This is a genomic window from Amycolatopsis sp. TNS106, assembly GCF_019330265.1.
Classification (GTDB): domain Bacteria; phylum Actinomycetota; class Actinomycetes; order Mycobacteriales; family Pseudonocardiaceae; genus Amycolatopsis; species Amycolatopsis lurida.
The window spans coordinates 8,625,040-8,642,711 of sequence record NZ_CP024972.1; the positions used below are offsets into that span (position 1 = coordinate 8,625,040).

The following is a 17,672-nucleotide window of genomic DNA, read 5'->3' on the forward strand; positions in this document are numbered from 1 at the left end:
GGGAACGGTCCGTTCCTCGCAAATTTTGCAAGTAACGGACCGTTCATGGCACTTGACGGCCCCGACCTGCCGAAGTTCTCTCAGCGTGTCGTGAAGCTTGCGTTCCGTTTACGCCGCTGATCTGGCACCCTGGAGTGGTGTTGCGGCTTGCAGGTGCACGGCTGCTCGATGATCGGGACTATCCCGCGGTCCGTGCCGCGCTCGCCACAGACCCGGTCGGCAGCTGCATGGTGAGTGCCAGGGTGGAGACGGCGGGTCTCGACCCCTGGCGGCTCGGTGGTGAGCTCTGGGCCGCGGATTCCCGCCCCGTTCGCGCGGGCAGGCTCCAAGGGCTGTGCTTCTCCGGGCCGAACTTGATCCCCCTGCGCGGCAATGCCTCCGCTTTGCGTTCCTTCGCCGATCGCGCCCTGCGGCGGCAACGCACCTGTTCGTCACTGGTCGGCCCGGCCGAGCAGGTGCTGGGGCTGTGGGACGAACTCGAGCCGGAGTGGGGCCCCGCCCGCGAAGTCCGGCACGACCAGCCGCTGCTGGCTCTCGACGGGATCCCGGCCGTCGCCGCCGATCCGCTGGTCCGCGCGGTCCGCCCGGAGGAACTCGACCGGTATCTCCCGGCCGCGATCGCCATGTTCGTCGAGGAGGTCGGCGTCGACCCCCGCACCGGTGACGGTGGCGCCGGATATCGCGCCCGCGTCGCGGAGCTGATCGCCGGCGGCCGGGCGTTCGCGCGATTCGAGGACGGCGAGGTCGTCTTCAAGGCCGAAATCGGCGCGATGTCCTCGACGGTCGGCCAGATCCAGGGTGTCTGGGTGCATCCGGAACGCCGCGGCGGCGGGGTCGGCACGGCCGGGACGGCCTCCGTGGTGACCAGGCTCGTCCGCGGAATGGGCCGCACGGCGAGCCTGTACGTGAACGCCTACAACAGCCCGGCGCTCGCCGCCTACCGCAAGATCGGCTTCCAGCAGGTCGGCCAGTACGCGACGGTTCTGTTCTAGGCCGTGTCGCGTCCGGCCGGACCGGGCCGGGGCTGGCAGGATCTTCAAGCATGCCTGCAGGTCGTCGTGTCGCCGTCGTCGTGCTCGCGGGGGTGGTGGGTCTCTCGGCCGCCGGGTGCGGGCTCTTCGCCGATTCGGGTCCCGAGGACGCCATCTCGGGCTTCCTCGGCGGGCTCTCCTCCGGTGACGTCGCCGCCGCGGCCTCCTTCACCGATTCGCCGGATGCCGCGCACGCGTCCCTGGAGATGGCACGGAAAGCGCTCTCGCCCGAGTCGATCACCATCGTGGACAAGCAGGTCAAGCATGCGTCCGGGGCGGACAACGGGACCGCGACCTATCAGCTCACCTGGAAACTGCCGCGCGGCCGGAACTGGACGTACAAGGCCGACGCGCAGGTCCATTCCACGCAGGACGGCTGGAAGGTGCGCTGGCTGCCGACGGCGCTCCATCCGCAACTGGCCGCGCAGCAGAGCATCGCGCTGAAGGCCGATCCGCCGGAACTCGCGCCGGTGCTGGACCGCGACGGGATGCCGTTGCTGCGCCCGCAGACGGTCGTCAGCGTGGTACTCGACCCGGCCAAGGCGGGCGACCTGGTGGCCGTCACCGACAAACTCGGCGCGGCGCTCAACCGGTTCGAGGCGTCGGTGACCGGCCAGTCGATCCGCGACGGGGTGAAGGCGCTCAAACCCGGCTCCGGGTATCCGGTGGTGAGCCTGCGCGCGAGCAGCTACCAAGAGGTGAAGCCCGAGATCTACGATCTGCCCGGCGTCCGGTTCAGCCAGCAGGAAAGGCTGCTGCCCGACGACAAGAACTTCGGCAAGCAGGTGCTGCCCGCGGTCCGGTCGCTCGTCGAGGACCAGGTGGAGGGCTCGGCGGGCTGGCGCGTCGTCACGCTCGACACGGGCGGCGGCGAGATCATCGACCTGCATTCCGAGAACCCCAAGCCCGCGCCCGCGGTCGTCAGCACGCTCAGCGTGAAGGCGCAGGGTTCGGCGGAGCGGGCGCTCGCCCCGGTCCCGACAGCCTCCGCGCTGGTCGCGATCCAGCCGTCGACCGGCGAACTGCTGGCGGTGGCGCAGAACGCCCCGGCCGACACGCAGGGCGCGATCTCGCTCACCGGACGGTTCCCGCCGGGGTCCACGTTCAAGATGGCCACCGCGGTCGCGGGGCTGACCGCGGGTTCGGTGCGGGCGGACAGCCCCGTCGACTGCCCGGGCACGGCGACGTTCGAAAACCGGACGGTGCCGAACGAGGGCAAGTTCGCGCTCGGCGTCATCCCGCTGTCCACGGCGTTCGCCAGATCCTGCAACACGACGTTCGCGAAACTCGCGACCGATCTGCCGCCCGCCGCGCTGACCGACGCCGCACGCGACCTCGGCGTCGGCGCCGACTTCGTGATCCCGGGCCTGACCACGATCACCGGTTCGGTCCCGCCTGCGAACACCGTCGCGCAGCGGGCGGAGAACGGGTTCGGGCAGGGGACCGTCGTGACGAGCCCGTTCGGGCTGGCGGTCGCCACCGCGACGGTCCAGTCCGGGAAGGTCCCGGTGCCGACACTGGTGCGGGGGATGACCACGACGTCGTCCGGGCTCGGCAAACCGATCAAGCCGGAGGTGCTCGACGCCCTGCGCAGGATGATGCGCGAGGTCGTCACCGACGGCACGGCGACGCTGCTCAAGCCCTTGCCGGACGTGCGGGGCAAGACCGGGACGGCGCAGTTCGGCGACGGGACGCATTCGCACGGCTGGTTCGTCGGATACACCGGCGACCTGGCCTTCGCGGTGCTGACGACCGACGCGGGAACGTCCAGGCCCGCGGTCGAGGCCGCCCAGCGCTTCCTGGCGGGGCTCGGCTAGCCGTCAGGTCGTAGGCTGGGCTCATGTCCGTTCGATCCCCCTTGAAGCCCGGCGTCCAGACGCCGAGGCGAGTCGTCCCCGCCAGCATCGCCCGTCCCGAGTACGTCGACCGGCCGGCGCCGAAACGCGACACGGGCAACGGGGTCCGCACGCCCGAGGTGATCGAGGCGATGCGGGTCGCGGGCCGGATCGCGGCGCAGGCGCTCGAGGAGGGCGGCAAGGCCGTCAAACCCGGTGCGACCACCGACGACATCGACAAGGTGATCCACGAGTTCCTGCTGGACAACCACGCGTACCCGTCGACGCTGGGCTACCGCGCGTTCCCGAAGTCGTGCTGCACCTCGCTGAACGAGGTGATCTGCCACGGCATCCCGGACTCGACGGTGATCGAGGACGGCGACATCTGCAACATCGACGTCACCGCGTACATCGGCGGCGTCCACGGCGACACCAACGCGACCTTCCTGGCGGGTGACGTCTCCGAGGAGGCGCGGCTGCTGGTCGAGCGCACGCGCGAGGCGACCATGCGCGCCATCAAGGCGGTCCGCCCCGGCAGGCAGCTCAACGTGATCGGCCGCGTCATCGAGGCGTACGCGAAGCGGTTCGGCTACGGCGTCGTGCGTGACTTCACCGGCCACGGCGTCGGCCCGGCCTTCCACACCGCGCCGACCGTCCTGCATTACGAGGAGCCGTCGGTCGACACGATCATCGAGCAGGGCATGACCTTCACGATCGAGCCGATGATCACCCTCGGCACCATCGACTACGACATCTGGGCCGACGACTGGACCGTCACCACCAAGGACAAGAAGTGGACGGCCCAGTTCGAGCACACCCTCGTGGTGACCGAGGACGGCGCCGAAATCCTGACGCTGCCGTAAGCGGCTCGCAGCGCGTGAAGGCCCCCTTCCCTCGGCTCAGCCGAGGGAAGGGGGCCTTCACGCGCTGTTCGGGTCAGGCGTCGTCCTGCTCCACCCTGGCCAGGAGTTCGTCCAGGAAACCGCACGCCTCGCTGGCGGCCCGGTCGGCGTCCTGGTCGGCGATGGCCTCGGCGAGGCCTTCATGCCCTATCTCCGGCAGGTACTCGCCCCCCGGCGTCACGTTCGACGTGGCGGCCACACTGGCCGTGATCACCTCGGTGAGGCCGCGGTACATCTCGGTCAGCAGGGTGTTATGTCCACTTTGGACGACGGCGAAGTGGAATTCCGCGTCGAGGCGGGCGAAATCCTCCCAGTGGCCCTCGCGCAGCTCGGCGTTGCGGCGGTCGAGCAGTGCCTTCAGCTCGGCGACCTCCTCGTCGGTCCGCGACGCGGCCGCGAGCCGGGCGCCTTCGACTTCGAGGATGCGACGCACCTGCAGCACCTCGCGCAGTTCCGAACCGCACAACCGCCGGATGGCGCCCGAGACCTCGCTCGTCGCCCGCACGTAGGTCCCGTCGCCCTGCCGGACCTCGAGCAGCCCCGTGTGCGCCAGTGCGCGCACGGCCTCGCGGACGGTGTTGCGTCCGACGCCGAGCTGCCCCGCGAGCTCCGGTTCGGTCGGAATCCGCTGACCGATGGGCCATTCTCCCTGCGTGACGGCGTCACGCAGCTGCTCGATGACCTGATCGACCAGGCCGGCACGGCGCGTGGTGGCCAATGGCACAGCGTTGTCCCTTCATCCAATCATCCTATGTATGTGATACTAGCCGACGTGCGTGTCGACTCCCGAGAACCCGTTTCCCCGTTCGATGAAAGTCTCGAACTCGAAGGCTCGATCGAAACGGAGTGGCGGCCGGGAGTGATCACCGGCGGCGTGCTGCTCGGTGTCGCGGTGATCCTGGTGGCGCTCAACCTGCGCCCGGCCATCACCAGTGTCGGACCCATTCTCGGCGAGATGCGCGACGACCTCGGCGCCACGGCGACCTGGGCAGGCGTGCTCACCACGCTCCCCGGCCTCTGTTTCGCCGCCGCCGGTCTCGCCGCCCCTCTGCTGGCCCGGCGGTTCGGCATCGGCGCGGCCATCGCTTCCGCGCTTTCGGTGCTGGCCGTCGGTCTCGTGCTGCGCGTGCTCGACGGACCGTACGTCGTGCTCGGGGGAACCCTGGTGGCCACGGCGGGAATCGCCCTGGCGAACGTACTGATCCCGGTCGTCATCAAGGACTCCTTCCCGGCACGTGTCGGCATGATGACCGGCGTGTACACCGCCGCTCTGCAGGGCGGGGGCGCCCTGGGGTCCGCGCTCACCCCTCCCTTGGAGAACGCGTTCGGCGGCTGGCGCCAAGGTCTCGGCGCCTGGTCCGTATTGGCGGTGCTCGCACTCCTCGTCTGGATTCTCGCAGCCCGCGGTGCGGGGCGTGCGCCCGTTGCCGAGGCAGGCAAGCAGGGTAGCGGGCGATCGCTCCTGCGTAGCCCCCTTGCGTGGATGGTCACGCTTTTCTTCGGAACTCAGGCCTTTTTGGCCTACGTCGTGATGGGCTGGCTGCCGGAAGTGATGATCGACGCGGGGGTGAGCAAGGGTGAATCCGGTCTGCTGCTCGGGCTGATGTCGCTCATCGCCGTCCCGATCAGCCTCGTGGTCGCTCCGATGGCCGCGCGGCACAAGAGCCAGAGCCCGTGGATCGTCGGGCTGGGTGTCTTCGGCTTCGCCGGCATGGTCGGCATGATGGTCGCGCCGTCCCTCTCGCCGTTGCTCTGGTGCATCCTCATCGGGCTCGGGATGAGCGTCTTCTCGCTCGCGCTGACGGTGATCGCGCTGCGGGCGCGCACCGGTGAGGACACCGCGCGGCTCTCGGGGATGGCGCAGGGCATCGGGTATCTGATGGCCGCCGTCGGGCCCTTCCTGTTCGGGTTGCTTCACGATCTCACCCACGCCTGGACCGTGCCCTGGATCATGATGCTCGTCGTCTTCGCCGCGCAGATGACCTTCGGCGCCTTGGCCGGTCGCCGCCGCTTCGTCTGAACGCGTTCAAAAAACATCTTGACCCACCCTGGGGCGCAGCCATAGCCTGATTGAGTTGAACCTGTTCAAAACTCGGGTCCTGGGGGTCGGCGTGGTGGAGGGACTGGCGTACGGGGCGGCTCTGGCGTGTTTCGCCGCGGTGTGCGTCGCCGTGGCGCCGCAGCGGCCCGCCGTGGTGGCCTCGCCGCGGGAGTTCTACCGCGCCGTGGACCTGGTGTGCGTGCAGGTGTGGAGGGACAGCGGCGCCGACATCCAGCGCTACTGGCCGGATCCGAAGGGGGACGGCGCGACGGAACTGCGCAAGTGGCAGCACCACGTCGCGACGAGGGTGGACGACGCCAAGGACGTCCTCAAGGGGGCGACGGGGGTCCGCGCGGTGCCAGGAGGGGCGGCATCCGCGCGGGAGGAGTTCTTGGCGGCGATCCGCCGGTACGTCGAGGCGGGCGAGCGGTTCTCGGGGGAGGGGGCCCGCTCGGCCGCCTTGATGAACGCCTCGGACGTCGAGAGGAACGTGGTCGGCGCGCTCGCGGTGCGGAACGGAGCCCGCGCCTGCGACCGCGTCGTCTGACCTCCCGCGCTCAGTCCAGGGGCAGGTTCAGCAGCGCGTTCTCGACCAGTTCCGGCATCGCCGGGTGGATCCAGTACTGCCCGCGCGCCATGCTCTTCGCGTCGAGACCGAAGCTCATCGCCTGGATCAGCGGCTGGATCACCGAAGACGCCTGCGGGCCGATGATGTGCGCGCCCAGCAGCTGTCCGGTGGCCGGGTCGGCGAGCAGCTTCGCGAAGCCGGTCGTGTCCTCCATCGCCCAGCCATAGGCGATGCCCGCGTAATCCTGGTGCGACGTCACGTACGACACGCCACGCTCGCGCGCCTCGCGTTCGGTCAGCCCGACCGAAGCGACCTGCGGCGAGGTGAACACCGCGTGCGGGACGAACCGGTGGTCGGCCTCGATCCGCTCGTCCGGGTGCAGCAGGTTGTGCTGCACGACGCGCTGCTCGTGGTTCGCGACGTGCTTCAGCTCGAAGACCGACGAGATGTCGCCGAGCGCGTAGATGCCGTCGACCACGGTCTGCTGGTATTCGTCGACCACGACGTGCCCGCGCTCGCCCGTGGTCACGCCGGTGGCGCCGACGTCGAGGAGGTCGGAGTTCGGGGTGCGGCCGGTCGCTACCAGGAGCACGTCGGCCTCGACGGTCTCGGCGCCTTCGGGGCCCTCCAGGTCCAAAGCGACACCCGACGCGGTCTTGCGCGCGCGGACGGTCTTCCGGTCGAGCCGGACGTCGAACCGCTGCGAGGCCAGTTCGGTGAACCGGGCGCTGACGTCGTCGTCCTCGGAGCGCAGCAGCGCACCGGACCGGTTGACCACGGTCACGTTGACCCCGAACGAGGCGAAGACGTGCGCGAACTCGGCCGCGATGTACCCGCCGCCCAGGATCACGATGCTCGACGGCAGCTCGTCGAGCCGCATCACCGTGTCGGAGGTGTGGTAGCCGGTTTCGGCGAGACCGGGGACGTCCGGGACCACCGGACGCCCGCCCGCGGCCAGCACGAACCTGTCGGCGGTGATCGTTTCCGAAGGGCGGCCATCGGAGTAGCCGACCTGAAGTTCCTTGTGCCCGGTGAAGCGGCCTTCGCCCTCGTACACGGTGACGTTCTTGTTGTCCTCGTGCTGGACGCGGTACTCGCGGCCGCCGGCGGCGATCGGGTCGATCCGGCCGAAGATCCGGTCGCGCACGTCGCGCCAGCGGACCCCGGTCAGCTCCTCGTCGACGCCGAACTTCGAGGACGTCGCGGGGGTGGCCGCGACGTTGGCGGCGTGCACGAACATCTTCGTCGGGATGCAGCCCACGTTCAGGCAGGTCCCGCCGAACGTGCCCTTCTCCACGATCGCCGTGTTCCAGTCCGCGAAACGCGGGTCGAGGATCGAGTTACCCGATCCGGTACCGACGATCACCAGGTCGTAGTGGGGCACGCTGTCTTCCTTTGCGGCGGGGAGCGGGGTGGTTCCGACTCTAGCCAACCTGTCACGGCGGCCGGTTGTTCCCGGTCAGTGCCCGTTGGCGCTGAAGTGCATCCGGTCCTTCGGCGTGGTCCAGGTGCCGCCCCAGGTCCAGCCGATCGCGGCGAAGGCGGCCACGGCCGGGTCGCCGGCGGTGATCATCCCCGGCCGCCGGTCTTCGCGGTCGAGGTACGCCGACGCGAGCTCGGGCAGCACGAGGTCGCCCTTGGTGTACGGGTTGCAGAAGGGGTCGACGTCGATCGCGAGCCCGTAGGCGTGCGCGGACCAGTTCGTCTGGCCGCGGGCCGGACGGCAGACGAAGGCGCTGGTGTTGTTCCCGTCACCCGTCGGGGGAGCGGTGAGTTCGGCGGGAGCGGTCACGCGCATTTCCTCGATCGGGAACTTCGCGGCGAACAACTGCCCGAATACGGTGACGACGGCGTTCGCCACCGACGCGTTCACGAGCATTTCCCCGGTATGCGCGCGGCCGTCGAAACCCCAGAACGAGAGCGTGAGATAACGCAGTTCGCCCGCGGAGACGGGGCAGCCCGCCTGCCAGGTGCTGCGGGCGAGCACGTCGGCGGGAACGGGATTCACCGTGCCCGCGAACCGGTTTCCGGCGGGCGGCGGAAGCAGGTCGGCGGTCGGCAGGGAACGGTTCGCCAGCACGGGCGGAGTGGGGAGGATCTGCCCGAAACCGTCACCGCGCAAGGGAAGCGGCTTCGCGCCGACCTGCCAGACGGGGGTGGGTGGCGGGGCCGAGGTCGTCGGAGTCGTTGCCGCCGAAGAGGTTTGTGCCGGGCCGCCGGTGACGGCCGGGCTCGAACACGAGAAGAGCAGAAGGGCCGTAGCCGCCAGAATCGTCGCCGTAGCCCGCACGAGGTCCAGGGTGACAGATGCGTTCGGTGAGCACAGGTCCACCCGTTTCAGTGACACCACATCGGGCTTTCTCCGATTAGGGTATTCGCGATCGCTCGTGTACGCGCTGGAGTCGAATGACTTCCCAGGGTCTGACCGTACGTACGCCCCGGTGAAGGGACAGAACATGCCCAAGAAGTCACGTCGCACGCTGCTGCTCGCGGTCGGAGCGGTACTCGCGACGGCCGTGATGGTGCCGGTCGCGGTCAACAGCGCGTCGGCGGACGACAGCTCGGTCAGCGGGCCGGAGCAGGCGGCCCAGCCGAGGATCGTGGGCGGCGGCAAGGCTTCGGTCTCGCAGTATCCGTACGCGGTCTACCTGGCCGATCGCGGCGGCAACCAGTACTGCGGCGCGGTGATCGTCAGCTCCACGACGGTCGCGACGGCGGCGCACTGCGCGGTCGCGGTCAAACGCGCCGATGTCCGCGTGGTGGCGGGGCGGGACAACAAGCGCTCCCGGGACGGCGTGGAACTGCGTGTTTCGCGGATCTGGGTCAGCCCCGACTACAGCGGCGATCCCGGCAAGGGTGACGACATCGCGGTGATGACAGTCAGCGGCCAGTTGCCGTACCGGCCCGCGAAGGTCGCCGACACCAGCGACGCCGACCTGTACAGCGAAGGCACGAAGGCGACCGTCCTCGGCTGGGGCCGGGTCGCCGACGGCGGCGCGCGCTCGGACTACCTGCGCAGCGCGGTCGTCCCGGTGGTCAGCGACAAGACCTGCCGCACCGCGTACTCGGGCTACGACCCGAGCGACATGGTGTGCGCCGGCTACCCCGAAGGCGGCATCGACGCCTGCCAGGGCGATTCGGGCGGACCGCTCATGGTGGGCGACACGCTGATCGGGATCGTGTCGTTCGGCGAAGGCTGCGCGAAGGCGGGCAAACCTGGCGTTTACACCCGTGTCTCCCACTTCGCGGACGAGATCTCCCAGCAGAAGAACCGGGGTCTGATCGGCTGATCGATGCCTTCTTCACGTCCGATGTGCTAACAAGTGGGCGTGAGCACCGACACCCCGATCATCGAGACCTCGTCGTTCCCGCTGTCCGTCGCCGGTGACGAGATCACCGCCGCGCAGTTGCACGGCATCCTCCGCCTGCGCGTGGACGTGTTCGTCGTCGAGCAGGACTGCGCCTATCACGAGATCGACGGGCGTGACCTCCTGCCCGGCACGCGGCACCTCTGGATCGGGGGTTCCGTGGCCGTCGACTCGTACCTGCGGGTGCTGCAGGACGCCGGCGGCACCTTCCGCATCGGCAGGGTCTGCACGGCCGTCCGCTCACGCGGCAAAGGCCTGGCGGGACGGCTGATGGAGACCGCGCTCGCGGGGATCGGGGACGCGCCGTGCGTCCTCGACGCGCAGACGTACGCGACGGATTTCTACGCCAAGTACGGCTTCGTGGTCGAAGGCGAAGAGTTCATGGAAGACGGGATCCCGCACCTCACGATGTGGCGCCGGGAGGCGCCGCGGCCGTGATCACGGCGACCGCGCGGTCCACGTCGGCCTCGGTGAGGTCGGCCCGCGCGGTCAGGCGAAGGCGGGAGATGCCGTCGGGCACGGACGGCGGACGGAAGCAGCCGACCCGCACGCCCTGATCCGCGCACGCGGCCGCCCACGACACGGCCGATTCGGGCGAAGGCGCCTGCACCGAGATCACCGCGGCGTCCGGGAGGCTGACCCGGAATCCCGCCGATTTCAGCTGCATCGCGAGGTTTCCGGCGGCTTCGGTCACCTTGGCCGCCAGCTCGGGCTCGGCCTTCAACGCGCTGAGGGCGGCCAGCGCGGCGGCGGCACTGGCGGGAGCGAGGCCGGTGTCGAAGATGAAACTGCGCGCGGTGTCCACGAGATGCTTGATCACCCGACGCGGTCCGAGTACCGCTCCGCCTTGTGCGCCAAGGGATTTCGACAGCGTGATCGTGGTGACGACATCCGGTGCGCCGGAGAGCCCCGCCGCGTGGACGGCGCCGCGGCCGCCCTCGCCGAGGACACCGAAGCCGTGCGCGTCGTCGACGAGCAGTGAAGCGCCGTGCTCGCGGCAAACACCGGCGAGCTGCTCCAGCGGGGCGATGTCGCCGTCGACGGAGAACACGGAATCGGTGACGACGAGCGCGCGCGGCTTGCGGCGGGTCGCGAGCGCGTGCTTGAAGGCGCTCGGGTCGCTGTGGGCGACTGCGGCGATGTCCGAGCGGGACAGGCGGCAGCCCTCGATCAGCGAGGCGTGGATGTACTTGTCCGTGACGATCGCGGAATCCGCGCCGGACAGCGCGGTGACCGCGCCGAGGTTCGCGGTGAAGCCGGACGAGAAGACCAGCGCGGCCTGTGTGCCGCAGAAGCGGGCGAGCTCGTGCTCGAGTTCGGCGTGGACCTCGGTGGTGCCGGAGACGAGCCGGGAGCCGGTGGCCCCGGCGCCCCAGCGCAACGCGGCCGCGGCGGCGGCACCGGCGACGCGCTTGTCCCTGGCGAGCCCGAGATAGTCGTTACCCGCGAGATCCAGCTCCGGTTCCTGCGCCTGCCGGATGCGCAGCTTGCGCACCAGCCCGGCCTCGGCCCGCTTCTCCGCCTCCACGTCGAGCCAGTCGAAGACCTGGTCGGGCGGGAGGTTCTGGGAAGCGGGGCCGGAAGAAGTCACGTCCCGCAGTCTCCCATCCGCCGTTCGGCGCCGGGCGTGGTGGTCCCCACAGCGAACGCAAGGAACGGTCCGTTCCTTGCGAAATTCGCAAGGAACGGACCGTTCATGGGCCTAGCCGCCGGGTGAACCGGCTTCAGTCACTTCAGCTGTCGTAGCTGCGACGCGGGCGGCCGTTGCCCGGACGCTGCGGACGGCCGCTGCCGCCACCGGACTCGCCGCGACGCGGGCGGCCGCGGAAGCCGCCGGGACGGCCGCCTTCGCGGTGACCGTGACCCTCGCGCGAACCCTGGTAACCGCCGCGGTCGCCGCCACCGTAGCCACGGCCACCGCCGCGACGCGGGGACTCACGACGACGCTCGACGACCGGCTCGCCGCTGGGCTGCTGCGCACCGGTGATCCGGGCGAGCTCGGCGTCGCCCGGGCGGACCGTGGTCTGCTCGGCGCGGACACCGGCGCGGTCGGTCATCCGGCGCACCATGCGGCGCTGGTCGTGGGTGACCAGCGTGACCACGACACCGGACGCCCCGGCGCGCGCGGTACGACCGGCACGGTGCAGGTAGTCCTTGTGGTCGGCGGCCGGGTCGACGTGCAGCACCAGCGAGATGTCGTCGACGTGGATACCGCGCGCGGCGACGTCCGTGGCGACGAGGACGGGCGCGTAGCCCTCCTTGAAGTCCGAGAGGACGCGGTTGCGCTGGCCCTGGGTCTTGCCGCCGTGCAGAGCGGCCGCGTGGACGCCCTTCTCGCGCAGGCGCTCGGTGAGGCGGTCCACGTGGTGCTTGGTGCGGACGAACATGATCGTGCGACCCTCGCGGGCGCCGATCTCGGTGATGATGTCCTGCTTGTCCTGGTGCGACACCTGGAACACGTGGTGGTCCATGGTGGTGACGCTCGCGGTCGACGGGGCGACCGAGTGCGTGACCGGGTCGGTCAGGTACGCGCGGACCAGCCTGTCGACGTCACCGTCGAGGGTGGCCGAGAACAGGAGGCGCTGGCCGCGGGCCGGGGTCAGGTCGAGGATCTCGCGGACCTGCGGCATGAAGCCCATGTCGGCCATCTGGTCGGCCTCGTCGAGCGCGACGAAGTTGATGTCCGACAGCGACGCGGTGCCCTGGCGGACGTGGTCCGACAGCCGGCCGGGGGTGGCGATCAGCAGGTCGACGCCGCGGGAAAGCGCGTCGGCCTGGCGGGTGAAGGCCATGCCGCCGACGGCGGTGCGGCACCACAGGCCGAGCGACTTGGCCAGCGGGGTCAGCGAGTCGGCGACCTGCATGGCCAGCTCGCGGGTCGGGACCAGGATCAGCGCACGCGGGTGCTTCGGCCGGGCGCGGCCGCCGTTGAGCCGGGTCAGCATCGCGAGGCCGAAGGCCAGGGTCTTGCCGGAACCGGTCTGGGCGCGGCCGAGCACGTCGCGGCCGGCGAGCGCGTCGGGGATGGTCGCCGACTGGATCGGGAAGGGGGTGGTGATACCGGCGTCGGCCAGTGCCCGCAGCAGCGGCTCGGGAAGCCCGAGCTCCGCCCAGGTGGTGGCCTTGACACTCTCGACGGCGTCGTTGTGCAGCATCGCGTCACCCGCGGGGCGGGTGCGCGGCTTGCTGCGGTGCTGACGCGCCGACGGTGAGACGTGGCCGGAGTTGAACGTGACTGTCACAAATGCCTCTCGGACGTGGCACGTCACAAGGAGGCCCGGGGCTGCCCGCACGCAGGCAAGGCAAGATGGTGTGCACAGATGGGCGTTCACAGGGACGAACCCGGCACACCGCGTCTGCGTGACACCGCGCGCCAATTGGTTGATACGGATACCGCGAGCCATTCGGTTGGCTTTGGAGGCGACGGACACCACTCATCCACGCCGCCGATTGCGGTCTGTCACTACTGTACCGGACCGTTATCCGGCCGCCCAACCCGAGGGACCGATTGTGGGCAGGGTCTCCACGAAGGGTCGTTCCCGGCACCGCAGGCCGGGAACGACCCTTCATGACACTGTGGACGGTCACCGAAGACCGGCGATCTCCTTCAGCTCCTCGATCAGCTCCGGAACCGCCGTGAGCCGCTCCGGCAGCCCCCGCGAGTGGAACCACGTCGCGATGTTCCGCACGTCCCGCGCGAGGAACTCCAGCCCGCCCGGATTGGCCACGATGTCGACCACCTGCGGCAGATCGATCACCATGATCCGATCACGGTGGACGAGCAGGTTGTACGCCGAGAGGTCGCCGTGCGCGAGCCCCTGCGACGCCAGCAGTTCCAGCATCGCCGAGGTCTGGAACCACAGTTCCCGCAACTGTTCGGGCTCCGGGCGGACCTGTGCCAGGCGTGGCGCGGCCGTCTCGCCGTCGCCGAGGAATTCCAGCAGCAACTCGGTGCCGTCGCGCTGCACCGGGTACGGCACGGGCGCGCCGACCGCCCAAAGCCTGCTCAGTGCGCCGAATTCGGCCACGGCCCACTGTTCCGCGATGAGGTTGCGGCCGAAGCTGCTGCGCGACTCCATGGCCCGCATCTCCCGCGACCGCCGCATCCGCCTGCCTTCGAGATAGCCGGCGTCGCGATGGAACAACCGGTGCTCGCCGCTGCGATACCGCTTGGCGGCGAGCACGACGCCCTCGGTGCCGGGCAGGTTGCGCCGGACGAGGTGGACGTCCGCCTCCTTGCCGGTCTTGAGGACGCCGAGTTCGGTGTCCACCGCCGCGAGTTCGGTGATCACCCAGTCCGGGCGTGGCAGCGGCCCTTGCTCCGCTTCTCCCCACGTGCTCCAGCGGTCGGCGCCGTCGGGGATGGCGGTCTCGGTGTAGGCGTCCTCACGCAGCCGGGCGAGCCGGACGCGTTCGGCTTCGGTGAGCCGCCCGCCGCGGGTGGGTTCGGGCTCGTCGTCGAAACGGGCACGACGGGTGCGGCGAGGACGGTGTTCGTAGGACTCTTCGAGATCGTGCTTGCGCACTGGTGGGTTCTCCTAGATCAGGGATGCCCCACCGGGCGAGCGTCGTGGCTCAGCCGCGAGGGGCGAGTGGATGGGGGCGGCCAAGGCCCCGGACAGTCATCAGCACGAGGCACCTCCCTGTCGCATCCACCGGCTCCCTGCCGGATCGCGCACGATCATTCCCGACCCTTCCGGACGACCGCAACCGATTTAATTCCGGCGCGTGAAGGCCCCCTTCCCTCGGCTCAGCCGAGGGAAGGGGGCCTTCACGCGCGGCCGTTGTGACCTGCGGAGCCGAGCTAGGCCGACCGCAGCCCCGCCAGCTCGCTCCGCGACCGCACCTTCAGCTTCCGCAGGACACTCGCGACGTGCTGTTCCACCGTGCGCCGGGACAGGAACAGCACCTCGGCGATCTCCCGGTTGGTGTGCCCGGCGGCCAGCAGACGGGCGACGTCGCGCTCGCGGGGGGACAGCTCGTCGCCGTACCCGCGGCGGCCACGTCGCGACGGGGCGACCGCGCCGGTGGACCGGAAGGCGTGGCGGCAACGCGCGGCGTCGCGGGTGGCGCCGAGGTGGTCGAAGGTCTCCGCGAGCGCCGCGAAGGTCTCGGCGACGTCCTCGTCGCGGGCCAGACGGCAGCGCGTGGCCCGTTCGGCGATCAGCGCCGCGTGATACGGCGCGGGAAGGGCTTCGAACCGGGTCCTTGCCTCCTCGAAGGCCTCGATCGCCTCCGTGTGCTCGCCACAGGACGCCGCGACGAGCCCGCGGTTCGCGGCCAGCGCCGCCCGGGTCGACGGCGCGTCGAGGTCGCCGATCTCCCGTTCGAACTCGTCGGTCAGCGCTTGCGCTTCGGCGTCCCGTCCGGTGGCGCAGTACGCGTCCACGGCGGCCATCAGCAGATCGGCACCCCAGGCCCAGACACCCTTGGCGCGCAAGAGTTCCAAACCCTTTTCGGCCTGCGCGACGGCGGCCTCGCCGAGGTCCTGCGCGAGCAGCATGCCCGCCATCCCGGCGTGCGCGGCGATCGCGACCGGGGTGAACGCGTTCTCCGGCTGGTCCGCCGCGGTGCCGGCGAACCGGGCGGCGGCCTCGTCCCATTCGCCGCGGGCGGCGGCGAGCAGCCCGAGGACCAGGCACAGCTCGCTGGTCACGGGCAGGAGGTCCCGGTACTCGTCGATCAGCGCGCAGGCCCGTTCGGCGAGCCCGTCCCAGTTCCCGGTGAGCCAGTCGGTGTGGACGGCCGTCGCGCGGGCGGTGCTGACGACGTACGGCGCCCCGCAGTCGGCGGCCAGCTGCATTCCGCTGTGCAACAGGCTTCTGGCCCGCCGATGGTGGCCCGTCCAGGCGCAGGCGTCGGCGCTGTTGCAGTGCAGCCGCGCCAGATGCCGCTGTTCGTCGGCGGAACCGACGCTGGTGGGCGCCCGGTCCAGCATGTCCCAGCCGCGCGCGTCCCCGATGTGCAGCCGCGACGCCACGTTGTTGGCCAGCAGGATGATCTGCAGCCGCCGGTCGGTCGCCTGCTCGATGAGCCCGTCCACCCGGTCCATCCAGCGCCGGTGCTCCCGCAGCGGGGTCGCGCCGACCCACGGCTGCGCGAGCACGCCCATCCCGCGTCCGGCCAGGTCCGGCCGGTCGGCGAGGTCGTTGACGGCGATCTCGATCTCGGTCCTCGCGGCCTCCAGGCCGCCCGCCTGGCGCACCAGCAGGAGCCCGAGCCCCAGCCGGACCTCGCCGCTCAGGCGTCCGGACAGCCTGCCGTCGGTGAGCAGCCGCTCCAGCGCCGGGACGACCTCGGTCTGCGCGAGGCCGTTGCACGCCACCGAACTGAACTTGACCGCCAGTCTGTCCACATCGGACGGTTGGAGGCCGGGTTCGTCGAGGAGGGTGCGGAGCAGATCCGTCGCGGTCGCGAGATCACCGACCGCCGACGCCTGATCCGCGGCCGCTTCGCCGTACTTCAGGGCACCGGCCCGGTCACCCGCCTTGCGGCAGTGCTCGGCCAGCCGCACGAGGGATTGCGGGAGGCGGTCGCGCAGCAGCCGCGCGGCCCGCCGGTGCAGTTCCTGGCGATCCGGGCCGGGGATGGTGCGGTACGCGGCCTGCTGGGCGAACGCGTGCCGGAAGCCGTACGTGCCCTCACCGGTCTCCACCAGGACGTTGCGTTCCAGCGCGAGGACGAGCGCGCGGCGGGCGCGTTCGGGGGTGAGCGCGGCCGCCGCGGCCAGCAGGTCCGAAGTGGACGGCGTGGCGAGGACCGCGGCGGCCTCGGCGATCCGCCGGGCGGCCGGCGGCAGCGCGACGAGGTGTTCGACCGTGGCTTCCCGCAGCAGCGCCGGGACTTCGACCGTGTCGAGCAGGTGCCGCGCGGTCGCGCCGTCGGCGTGCACCGCGCCCTCGACGCCGCCGATCGCGCGCACGATCTCCTCGACCACGAACGGGATCCCCGCGGTCCGCTCGTGCAACCGTGCGGCGAATTCGGCGGACACGTTCGCTTCGCCGAGCAGTGCCGAAACCAGCGCTTGGACGCCATCGCGGTCCAAGGGCCGGAGGGTGACGAGCGCGTGCGCGGTGCCGGGCGCCGGGCGGTAGGCGCTGCCGAGCGGGATGCCGCCGGGCGTCTCTTCGCGCCGATAGGTGAGCAGGAGGGTCAAGCCCGTGGGCGGATCGGTCATCAGGAACCGCAGCAGGCGGCGGGATCCGTCGTCCGCCCAATGGAGGTCTTCGATGAGGAGGACGTGCGGGCCCAGCGAACCGAGCAGCTCCCGGACGGCGCGGAAGAGCCGGTGCCGTTCGGCCCTCGGATCGCCGAGCCGGGGCGGCGGCTCCGGGAGGAAGGCCGCGAGTTCCGGCAGATAGGGCGCGAGGACACCGGTCACGGGGTTGAGGTCACGTGCCGGCCGGACGTCCTTCAGCGCGTCGAAGACCACGCCGTACGGGAAGGGCTCGCGCAGCGGCTGGCAGGTTCCGGTGAGGACCGGCCGCCCGCCCAGTTCGGGGCAGGCCAGCAGTTCGGCGGCGAGCCGGGTCTTGCCCACCCCCGCCTCGCCTTCGAGCATGAGCACCGACGGCGAGCGCATCGCGCCGTCGAGGAGTTCGCGTAGTTCCGCCTCACGGCCGACGAGCACGGGCGCGCTCGTCCTGCGTCGGCAGCCACCGATCACCATTGCCGGGTCACCCCCGCTTCACGAACCACACCGTTCGAGTGAACGCAGCTTAAGCGCCTGCTCAGTGATCACGGAACCCGCCCGGACCGTCACGGAACTTTCGTAGGGACGGGGAGTTCCCCTATTAGATACGTAGTCCTACGGAGTGTTGCCTCGCTTGTTCGCGCAGGTCCCGCCACCCGAAAGTGATTCATGCGTGACTGCACGTCACGGCGCCGGCCCGGATCCCCGCCGACGCGAACCACCTGTTCGAGTGAA

14 protein-coding genes are annotated in these 17,672 nt (G+C 70.6%); 7 read left to right on the forward strand and 7 right to left on the reverse strand.

Annotated features, from left to right (window positions below):
• Positions 1 to 137 precede the first annotated feature (137 nt).
• The 3 genes from CVV72_RS40095 to map are packed head-to-tail and all read left to right on the forward strand — an operon-like array spanning position 138 to position 3,729.
• Positions 138 to 992, forward strand: coding sequence for a GNAT family N-acetyltransferase (locus CVV72_RS40095; protein ID WP_034311020.1), 855 nt, complete (start codon positions 138 to 140; stop codon positions 990 to 992).
• A gap of 50 nt (positions 993 to 1,042) precedes the next feature.
• Positions 1,043 to 2,848 (forward strand): penicillin-binding transpeptidase domain-containing protein, encoded by a 1,806-nt coding sequence (locus CVV72_RS40100; protein WP_219149914.1) that lies wholly within the window; start codon positions 1,043 to 1,045, stop codon positions 2,846 to 2,848.
• A 23-nt stretch (positions 2,849 to 2,871) separates the two neighbouring features.
• Positions 2,872 to 3,729, forward strand: a complete 858-nt coding sequence (gene map / locus CVV72_RS40105; protein ID WP_034311024.1) for a type I methionyl aminopeptidase — start codon at positions 2,872 to 2,874, stop codon at positions 3,727 to 3,729.
• Positions 3,730 to 3,802: 73 nt separating this feature from the next.
• Here map and CVV72_RS40110 read toward each other — a convergent pair whose 3' ends face one another.
• Positions 3,803 to 4,492, reverse strand: a complete 690-nt coding sequence (locus tag CVV72_RS40110; RefSeq protein WP_219149916.1) for a FadR/GntR family transcriptional regulator — start codon at positions 4,490 to 4,492, stop codon at positions 3,803 to 3,805.
• Between the two features lie 48 nt (positions 4,493 to 4,540).
• Here CVV72_RS40110 and CVV72_RS40115 point away from each other — a divergent pair, with 48 nt between their 5' ends.
• Together CVV72_RS40115 and CVV72_RS40120 are read left to right on the forward strand one after the other, a co-directional pair.
• Positions 4,541 to 5,788 (forward strand): MFS transporter, encoded by a 1,248-nt coding sequence (locus CVV72_RS40115; RefSeq protein ID WP_219149918.1) that lies wholly within the window; start codon positions 4,541 to 4,543, stop codon positions 5,786 to 5,788.
• A 55-nt stretch (positions 5,789 to 5,843) separates the two neighbouring features.
• On the forward strand, positions 5,844 to 6,356 hold the full coding sequence (locus CVV72_RS40120; RefSeq protein ID WP_255632413.1) for a hypothetical protein: 513 nt from the start codon (positions 5,844 to 5,846) through the stop codon (positions 6,354 to 6,356).
• A gap of 10 nt (positions 6,357 to 6,366) precedes the next feature.
• Here the strand turns inward: CVV72_RS40120 and CVV72_RS40125 are convergent, their stop codons facing one another.
• Together CVV72_RS40125 and CVV72_RS40130 are read right to left on the reverse strand one after the other, a co-directional pair.
• Complete coding sequence (locus CVV72_RS40125) at positions 6,367 to 7,761, reverse strand: mycothione reductase (RefSeq protein ID WP_219149920.1); 1,395 nt, start codon at positions 7,759 to 7,761, stop codon at positions 6,367 to 6,369.
• Positions 7,762 to 7,836: 75 nt separating this feature from the next.
• The gene (locus tag CVV72_RS40130) at positions 7,837 to 8,499 is read right to left on the reverse strand and encodes a M15 family metallopeptidase (RefSeq protein WP_219154422.1); all 663 of its coding nucleotides are present in this window, start codon (positions 8,497 to 8,499) and stop codon (positions 7,837 to 7,839) included.
• A gap of 334 nt (positions 8,500 to 8,833) precedes the next feature.
• On the opposite strand from CVV72_RS40130, the gene CVV72_RS40135 reads away from it, so the two are divergent.
• Positions 8,834 to 9,667: a trypsin-like serine protease gene (locus CVV72_RS40135; protein ID WP_219149922.1), complete on the forward strand. Its 834-nt coding sequence runs from the start codon at positions 8,834 to 8,836 to the stop codon at positions 9,665 to 9,667.
• A 33-nt stretch (positions 9,668 to 9,700) separates the two neighbouring features.
• Positions 9,701 to 10,183 (forward strand): GNAT family N-acetyltransferase, encoded by a 483-nt coding sequence (locus CVV72_RS40140; RefSeq protein ID WP_219149924.1) that lies wholly within the window; start codon positions 9,701 to 9,703, stop codon positions 10,181 to 10,183.
• On the opposite strand, the gene CVV72_RS40145 is transcribed toward CVV72_RS40140, so the two are convergent.
• The 4 genes from CVV72_RS40145 to CVV72_RS40160 all read right to left on the reverse strand — a co-directional run bounded on the left by CVV72_RS40145 (position 10,149) and on the right by CVV72_RS40160 (position 17,375).
• Positions 10,149 to 11,336, reverse strand: a complete 1,188-nt coding sequence (locus tag CVV72_RS40145; RefSeq protein WP_219149926.1) for an 8-amino-7-oxononanoate synthase — start codon at positions 11,334 to 11,336, stop codon at positions 10,149 to 10,151. The genes CVV72_RS40140 and CVV72_RS40145 overlap by 35 nt on opposite strands.
• Positions 11,337 to 11,478: 142 nt before the next feature.
• On the reverse strand, positions 11,479 to 12,987 hold the full coding sequence (locus CVV72_RS40150) for a DEAD/DEAH box helicase (RefSeq protein ID WP_034311040.1): 1,509 nt from the start codon (positions 12,985 to 12,987) through the stop codon (positions 11,479 to 11,481).
• A gap of 342 nt (positions 12,988 to 13,329) precedes the next feature.
• Positions 13,330 to 14,271, reverse strand: coding sequence for a serine protein kinase RIO (locus CVV72_RS40155; RefSeq protein WP_219149928.1), 942 nt, complete (start codon positions 14,269 to 14,271; stop codon positions 13,330 to 13,332).
• A gap of 278 nt (positions 14,272 to 14,549) precedes the next feature.
• Positions 14,550 to 17,375: an AAA family ATPase gene (locus tag CVV72_RS40160; RefSeq protein WP_219149930.1), complete on the reverse strand. Its 2,826-nt coding sequence runs from the start codon at positions 17,373 to 17,375 to the stop codon at positions 14,550 to 14,552.
• Positions 17,376 to 17,672 lie beyond the last annotated feature (297 nt).